The following is a 7,135-nucleotide window of genomic DNA, read 5'->3' as shown; positions in this document are numbered from 1 at the left end:
GGCGTACGCCGCCAGCTCCGCCGCCCGCGCGTCGGGGGGGGGGGGCGGGCGCCCCCCCCCCCCCCCCGGCCCCCCCCCCCCCCCCCCCCCCCCCCCCCCCCCCCCCCCCCCCCCCCCGCCCGCCCCCCCCCCCCCCCGGGAGCCCTCGTACGGGTGGCGGTGCTCAGACGAGCCCCTCGTTGTGGGGTTCGATGCTGGCCGAGGGATCCACCCCCTCGTCGGCTGCCGGCTGGACCGGGCCCTCGCCCGGCTCGGAACCGGAGCCGGCAGCGGTGTTCCGGGAGGACCGCTCCGGATCGGTCACGTCCGTGGTCGTCGGCGCCTGACCGATGCGCTTGGCGGCTTCCCCGGTGCCGGTCTCCTCGAGTTCTCGCTCGCTCACAACTCCTCCATCCGGTGTCGTTCGGTATCCGTGATCACGCAACGGGCAACGGTTCTGCGCCGGGCCGCACCGGCCGCATCCAGACCCGGAGGTCGTCCGGGTCGCGGAGAGACCACGACCTGGTCGGGTGGGGACGTCACCTCTGCCCTACCTCGACCCGGGCACGAGCCGGGCGAACTCCGCGCCCAGCTGGGCCAGCACGTCGTCGAACTCGCCGGGTTCGACCGCGTCGCGGGTCGTGGCGAGGACGGCGACCATCCCCTCCCGCGCCTCCGCCTCGGGCACGCGCGCCATCCGGGCGACCCGTCGAGCGAACTCGTCGGGCCCGAAGGGCTGCGCCTCCGGCTCCGGCGGGATGAGGTCGGCGTGCAGGTCCCCGGGCAGCTGGGCACGCAGGTCGTCGGCCTCCCCGGCGGTGAGCCGCTCGGCCAGCACGCGCAACGTCGCATGGACGAGCGTCTCGGTCTCGTCGCGGGGGCGCCCGCCGCGGGCCTGCACGGACGAGACGAAGTCGTCGTACTGCACTTCTCCTCCTCGCGGTCCCCCGGAGACCGGACGCGTCAGACGTCGGCGTTTGCTCCAACCTGGAGGATGTCGCCGAGGGACGCCATCGGCAGACCTGCCGATGTCCGCGCGCCGTTCGCGTGCCGATGCTGTTGCCGGGTACGCCTCCTGCGACGCCGACCGCGGTGTCGAGCTGCCGTCCCGGGGAGGACCGCCATGCGAGTCGAAGACCTGTCGGGGGACGACGCCGCGGTGTACCGGACGGTGGCCGAGGCCGAGGTCGGTCCCGGCGCCCCGCACCTCCAGGACATCGCCCGTGGTGCCGGTCTGAACCTCGAGCAGGCGCGGATCGCCGTCCACCGGTTGCTGCACACCGAGCCGAAGATCCTGCACGAGGTCGCCGACACCAGCCGTACCGATCTGGGACCGGTGTACGAACTCGCACCCCGCACCTGACCGTGCGCAGCTGATCCCGCGCACACCTGGGCACGGCTCCCGGAGCGGGAGCAGGCGCCGCGTGCCGTCGCCCGGTTCCCCCTGCCGCACCCGAGGCTGACCCGTGCCCGGCGACCTCGGCGACCCTCTCTCCTCGACGGGACGACCCGTGTCCCCTCGCGCCGCCTCCAGTCATGAGCGCGGCCGGGGACGTCGACCGGCCCGTATCGGTATGTCTGCCGATACCGCCGCATCCTCGCCTCGGGGTCGGATGGACGAGCGCCCGGCGTCGCCACGGCCGACCCTCGGGCCGCTCTCCATGACCGCAACGAACGAGGAGGCAACGTGAAGGCAGTCGTCTACGACGGACCCCGGCAGGTCAGCGTGAAGGACGTACCGGACGCGCGGATCGAGCGGCCGACCGACGTGCTGGTGCGGATCACCTCGGCGAACATCTGCGGTTCGGACCTGCACATGTACGAGGGCCGGACCGACTTCGAGACCGGCCGCTGGTTCGGGCACGAGAACCTGGGTCAGGTGATCGAGGTCGGCGACGGGGTCGACAAGGTCCGCGTGGGCGACTGGGTCGTCCTGCCGTTCAACATCGCCTGCGGGCACTGCAAGAACTGCGAGCGGCAGCTCACGAACTACTGCCTGACCGCGCAGCCGGAGCCGAAGATGGCCGGTGCCGCGTACGGCTTCGCCGACATGGGCCCGTACGGCGGGGGACAGGCCGAGCTGCTGCGCGTGCCCTGGGGTGACTTCAACTGCCTGCGGCTGGGTGAGGACGCGGAGCAGCGCCAGACCGACTACGTGATGCTCGCCGACATCTTCCCGACCGGCTACCACGCCACCGAGATGGCGGGCGTGAAGCCCGGCGACCAGACGGTCATCTACGGAGCCGGCCCGGTCGGGCTGATGGCCGCCCTCTCGGCGACCATCCGGGGGGCCGGCAAGGTGATGGTCGTCGACCGGCAGCCCGACCGGCTCAAGCTGGCCGAGTCGATCGGCGCGATCGCCATCGACGACTCGAAGGTCGATCCGGTGCAGGCCGTCCTCGACGAGACGATGGGGCTGGGGGCGGACAACGGCTGCGAGTGCGTCGGCTACCAGGCGCACGAGCCCGACGGGCAGGAGCAGGCCAACCTGACGATGAACCGGCTGGTCGCCTCGGTGCGGTTCACCGGGACGATCGGCACCGTCGGCGTCTTCGTGCCGCAGGACCCCGGCGCCGGCGACGAGCTGGCGAAGCAGGGCAAGCTCGCCTTCGACTTCGGCATGTTCTGGTTCAAGGGCCAGCACATCGGCAGCGGCCAGGCGCCGGTCAAGAGATACAACCGGCAGCTGCGCGACCTGATCGCCGGGGGCAAGGCCGAGCCGTCGTTCATCGTCAGCCACGAGCTGCCGCTGGACCAGGCCCCGGAGGCCTACGAGCACTTCGACAACCGGGACGACGGCTGGACCAAGGTCGTCCTGCACCCGGCCATGGCGGGTGCCTGACATGGCAGGAGAGCTGAACGGACGACGGGTCGCGATCCTGGCGGCCGACGGGGTGGAGCGGGTCGAGCTCGAGCAGCCGCGCCGGGCCCTGGACGACGCGGGTGCACGGACCGACCTGCTGTCGATCCACGACGGCGAGATCGCGGCACGGAACAACGACCTGGAGGACGCCGGCACCTTCGGGGTCGATCGCCTGGTCGGCGCGGCGTCGGTGGACGAGTACGACGCCCTGCTCCTCCCCGGCGGCACGGTCAACCCGGACCAGCTGCGGATGCAACCCGCCGCGGTGCAGTTCGTCCGCGACTTCGTCCGGTCGGGCAAGCCCGTCGCCTCCATCTGCCACGGCCCGTGGAACTTCGTCGAGGCCGACGTCGCGCGCGGCCGACGGCTGACGTCGTTCCCGAGCATCCGCACCGACCTGCGCAACGCGGGCGCGGAGGTGGTCGACGAGGAGGTCGTCACCGACGGCAACATCACCACGAGCCGGTCTCCCGACGACCTGCCGGCGTTCTGCGAGCGGATCGTGCAGGAGTTCGCCGCCGCCCCGCAGCCGGCCGGAGCGGGAGGCCGCGCATGACCTCCTCCATCGGGAACGTGGCGTCCCTCGCCGCCCGCGCCGGCGGGACCGTCGTCCGCCAGGTCCGCTCGGCCATCGACCCGTCCTCTGCCCGGCCGGCCGGGGCGGGCCAGTCGTCGTCCGGGTGGCTCGTGGTGACGGTGTTCCGCGAGCCGTCCGAGATCGATCCGACCGCGCTGCCCGGGCCCTTGGCCGAGCTCGGCGACCGGGTCGAGGTCCTCGTCCGTCCGGCCGCGGACAGCAAGGGCACCGAGCTGGCTGCCCGGCTGCGCGACCGGCCGTCGAAGGGCACCGCTCTCGGCCGGCTGAACGGCAGCGACCCGCAGGCCGAACTGCGGTCCGCACTGCGCCGGGCCAAGCAGCTCATCGAGGTGGGTGAGGTGCTGGCGGTGGACCCCGCGCCCCACGGGAAGCGGACGGCCACCCCCGGCGGCGTGCTCCTGGAGGCGTGGACCAAGGTGGCGCCCAAGGCAGGTGTGCGGTGAAGGCGGTGACCTGGCGGGGCGTCAACGAGGTGGGTGTGGAGGACGTCCCGGAGCCGAAGATCCTCAACGACCACGACATCATCCTCGAGGTCGGGCTGTCGGTGACCTGCGGCTCGGACCTGCACCTGCTGGGCGGCTACATCCCCGCGATGCGCGCCGGTGACGTGCTCGGGCACGAGTTCATGGGCACGGTCGCCGAAGTCGGGCGCGGCGTGACCAAGCACCGGGTCGGTGACCGCGTGGTGGTGGTCTCCTTCATCGGCTGCGGGCAGTGCTGGTACTGCAAGCAGGGGCTGTGGTCGCTGTGCGACAACGGCAATCCGAACCCGGGGATCACCGAGGCGCTGTGGGGCCAGTCGATCGGCGGCTGCTTCGGGTACTCCCACGCCATGGGCGGCTGGGCGGGCAGCCACGCGCCCTACATCCGGGTGCCCTACGCCGACAACGGGGCGTTCACCATCCCGGACGGCGTCTCCGACGAGCGGGCGCTGTTCGCCTCCGACGCCGCACCCACCGGCTGGACGGGGGCGCACCAGGCCGAGGTCCGGCCGGGTGACGTCGTCGCGGTGTGGGGTGCTGGGGGAGTGGGTCAGATGGCCGCCCGCGCGGCGATGCTCATGGGCGCTGAGCGGGTCGTCGTCATCGACCGGTTCGACAACCGGCTCGAGCAGGTCCGCACGCACATCGGGGCGGAGACCCTCGACTACGAGGAGGTCGACGTCCCCGCCGAGCTGCGCGAGATGACCGGCGGCCGGGGACCGGACGTCTGCATCGAGGCGGTGGGCATGGAGGCGCACCACCCGGGTCCGCAGTACCTCTACGACCAGGTGAAACAGCAGATGCGGCTGCAGACGGACCGGCCCACGGCGGTGCGCGAGGCGATCTACGCCTGCCGCAAGGGCGGGACGGTGTTCACCCTCGGCGTCTTCGCCGGCCTCGTGGACAAGTTCCCTCTCGGCGCGGTGATGAACAAGGCGCTGACCCTGCGCGGCGCCCAGCAGCACGGGCACCGCTACGTCCCGGAGATCCTCGACCGCATGAGCCGGGACGAGGTGAGGACCGAGCACCTGGCCACCCACGTGATGCCGCTCGACGACGGGCCGAAGGGCTACCGGATGTTCAAGGAGAAGGAGGACGGGTGCGTTCGTGCCGTGTTCCGTCCGGGTGGCTGAGACGCGGACCGGCGGGCCGCCCCGGTCCCCGGCGCCGAGCCGGGCGGTGGACCGGCGCCGGGCCCGGGCCGGCCCGGTGCGGGGCGACCGGGTGAGCCTCGCACCCGGTAGGACGGCGGTGGAGGGGGGCCGCCGGCCCACGATCCTGTCGTGGCGCCGCCTGCTGATCTGCCTCGGCGGCGGCCTCCTCGCGGCCGGGCTGGCCGTGGTCGCCGGCGTCCCCGAGGTCGCGGTGCTCGTCGGCTGGATCGTCGCCGCCGGCGGCCTGCTGTTCTGGGTCTGGCGGATCAGCTGGCCGCGCGACTCGGCGGGGACCAAACGGCTGGCCGAGGAGGAGGGGCAGACCCGCGTCACGGACACGGCCGTGCTGGGCGCCGCGGTGGCCAGCCTCGCCGCCGTCGTCGAGGGCCTCGTCCGGTCCAGCTCGAAGGACCCCGTCGGCGTCGCCACCGTGGTGCTCGGCGTCCTGGTGGTGGTCCTGTCGTGGGCGCTGGTCAACACGGTCTTCGCCCTCAAGTACGCGCGTGAGTACTACTCCGGCGGGGACGGCGGCATCGACTTCGGCCAACGTGAGCCGCCTGCCTACAGCGACTTCGCCTACATCGCGTTCACCGTCGGGATGAGCTTCGCGGTACCGGACACCCAGATCGCGGACACGTCGATCCGCAAGGTCGCCCTCGGGCACGCTCTGCTGTCCTACCTGTTCGGCACCGTCGTCATCGCCGTGGCCGTCAACCTCGTCACCAACCTGGGGCAGGGATAGCTGCCGCCGCGCCGGTCCCATCGGCAGCTCGAGCGACCTCCGTCCGCCCTCCCGCGCCCCCGAGGTGCTGGACGACCCGGGAAGCTGGACAGAGGCGGTCGGGGTGGAGCTCAGGCAGCTGGAGGACTTCGTGGCGGTGGTCGATGAGGGGTCGATCACGCGCGCCGCAGCGCGGTTGCACATGGTCCAGTCGAGCCTGTCGGCGTCCCTGCTGGCCCTGGAGAAGGAGCTCGGCGCCGACCTGTTCATCCGCGGCCGCCAGGGAGCCGGGCTGACCGATGCCGGCCGCGCTCCCCTCCAACCCGCCCGGGCCGCGCTGCATGGCGCCCGGGGGGTCGAGACCCTGCCGCAGCTGACCGCGCTCAGCGCGGGGGGTGGACTCCGCCAGGACCTTCGGTGCCCGCCTCCACCACCCTCGCCTGCCCCAACCGGCGGGTGCGCATTCCGGTCGCCCGAAGGTCGTGCCAGAGTGCGGAGGTGGGCCGGATGAGTCCTGACCCGCCCGGACCTTCGGGTGACGAGCGTCGGCGGACGGGTGCGGAGGCTGCACCCGACGACCGTCGAGGGCAGCCCTCGGCGCAGGCGACCGGTGACGCCGTCCGTCACGACCTCTCCCAGCGGCTGTCCGACCTGGCGCGGGAGATGCAGCACCAGAGCGACGCCGCGGCGGTCATGGAGCTGATCGTCTCGGCGGTCGCGGGAACGATCCCGGGAGCGGAGGAGGCCTCCGTCAGCCTGGTGCAGGGTCGCCGGCGGGTGGTGTCGGCCGCGGCCAGCGGCGAGCGAGCGCGACGGTTCGACGACCTGCAGCAGGAGGTGGGTCAGGGCCCGTGCCTGGATGCCATGTACGAGCAGGTCACCGTGCGCGTCGACGACCTGGCCACCGACCCGCGGTGGCCGGAGCTGGCCCGCCGGGCCACCTCGGAGCTCGGCGTGGCCAGCATGCTGTGCATCCAGCTGTTCGTGCACGAGAGCGACCTCGGCGCCCTGAACCTGATGGCCCGCCGGCCCGGGGCGTTCACCGACGAGTCCGAGCGGATCGGTCTGCTGTTCGCCAGCCACGCCGCGATAGGGGTCGCCGCTGCCCGGGACCTCCACCACGTCACCACCGCCCTGGCCAGCCGCGACGTCATCGGTCAGGCCAAAGGCATCCTGATGGAGCGCTACAAGATCACGGCGGACGTGGCGTTCGCTCTGCTGGTCAAGACCAGCCAGGACACCAACCGCAAGCTCACGGAGGTCGCCGAGCACGTGGCCCAGACCGGCGCCCTCGGACATTGACCCCTGGGTGACGACGCCGATCTGGCCTGGTGGGCG

At 72.8% G+C, this 7,135-nt stretch carries 10 protein-coding genes; 8 read left to right on the top strand and 2 right to left on the bottom strand.

Annotated features, from left to right (window positions below):
- Positions 1 to 163: 163 nt before the first annotated feature.
- Both ACI797_RS22155 and ACI797_RS22150 read right to left on the bottom strand, forming a co-directional pair.
- Positions 164 to 382, bottom strand: a complete 219-nt coding sequence (locus tag ACI797_RS22155; protein WP_456861463.1) for a hypothetical protein — start codon at positions 380 to 382, stop codon at positions 164 to 166.
- Between the two features lie 147 nt (positions 383 to 529).
- On the bottom strand, positions 530 to 907 hold the full coding sequence (locus ACI797_RS22150) for a DUF2267 domain-containing protein (protein ID WP_456861461.1): 378 nt from the start codon (positions 905 to 907) through the stop codon (positions 530 to 532).
- 195 nt (positions 908 to 1,102) lie between these two features.
- Between ACI797_RS22150 and ACI797_RS22145 the strand changes: the two genes are divergently transcribed.
- The 8 genes from ACI797_RS22145 (at position 1,103) to ACI797_RS22110 (ending at position 7,099) form a co-directional block, all read left to right on the top strand.
- Complete coding sequence (locus ACI797_RS22145) at positions 1,103 to 1,342, top strand: hypothetical protein (RefSeq protein WP_456861460.1); 240 nt, start codon at positions 1,103 to 1,105, stop codon at positions 1,340 to 1,342.
- A 324-nt stretch (positions 1,343 to 1,666) separates the two neighbouring features.
- On the top strand, positions 1,667 to 2,821 hold the full coding sequence (locus ACI797_RS22140; RefSeq protein WP_456861458.1) for a glutathione-independent formaldehyde dehydrogenase: 1,155 nt from the start codon (positions 1,667 to 1,669) through the stop codon (positions 2,819 to 2,821).
- 1 nt (position 2,822) lies between these two features.
- Positions 2,823 to 3,398: a type 1 glutamine amidotransferase domain-containing protein gene (locus ACI797_RS22135; RefSeq protein WP_456861456.1), complete on the top strand. Its 576-nt coding sequence runs from the start codon at positions 2,823 to 2,825 to the stop codon at positions 3,396 to 3,398.
- Positions 3,395 to 3,883 carry a hypothetical protein gene (locus ACI797_RS22130; RefSeq protein WP_456861454.1) on the top strand — a complete coding sequence of 163 codons (489 nt, stop codon included), beginning with the start codon at positions 3,395 to 3,397 and terminating at the stop codon, positions 3,881 to 3,883. Before ACI797_RS22135 ends, ACI797_RS22130 begins: the two co-directional genes overlap by 4 nt.
- 5 nt (positions 3,884 to 3,888) lie before the next feature.
- Positions 3,889 to 5,055 (top strand): zinc-dependent alcohol dehydrogenase, encoded by a 1,167-nt coding sequence (locus ACI797_RS22125; protein WP_456861452.1) that lies wholly within the window; start codon positions 3,889 to 3,891, stop codon positions 5,053 to 5,055.
- Between the two features lie 118 nt (positions 5,056 to 5,173).
- Positions 5,174 to 5,818 (top strand): DUF1345 domain-containing protein, encoded by a 645-nt coding sequence (locus ACI797_RS22120; protein WP_456861449.1) that lies wholly within the window; start codon positions 5,174 to 5,176, stop codon positions 5,816 to 5,818.
- Between the two features lie 64 nt (positions 5,819 to 5,882).
- Positions 5,883 to 6,308 carry a LysR family transcriptional regulator gene (locus tag ACI797_RS22115; RefSeq protein ID WP_456861447.1) on the top strand — a complete coding sequence of 142 codons (426 nt, stop codon included), beginning with the start codon at positions 5,883 to 5,885 and terminating at the stop codon, positions 6,306 to 6,308.
- Between the two features lie 152 nt (positions 6,309 to 6,460).
- Positions 6,461 to 7,099 (top strand): GAF and ANTAR domain-containing protein, encoded by a 639-nt coding sequence (locus tag ACI797_RS22110; protein ID WP_456861445.1) that lies wholly within the window; start codon positions 6,461 to 6,463, stop codon positions 7,097 to 7,099.
- Positions 7,100 to 7,135 lie beyond the last annotated feature (36 nt).

Source organism: Geodermatophilus sp. SYSU D00691 (genome assembly GCF_054050275.1).
Note: the sequence above shows the minus strand (reverse complement) of the source record. Positions and strands in the feature narration are given on the sequence as shown.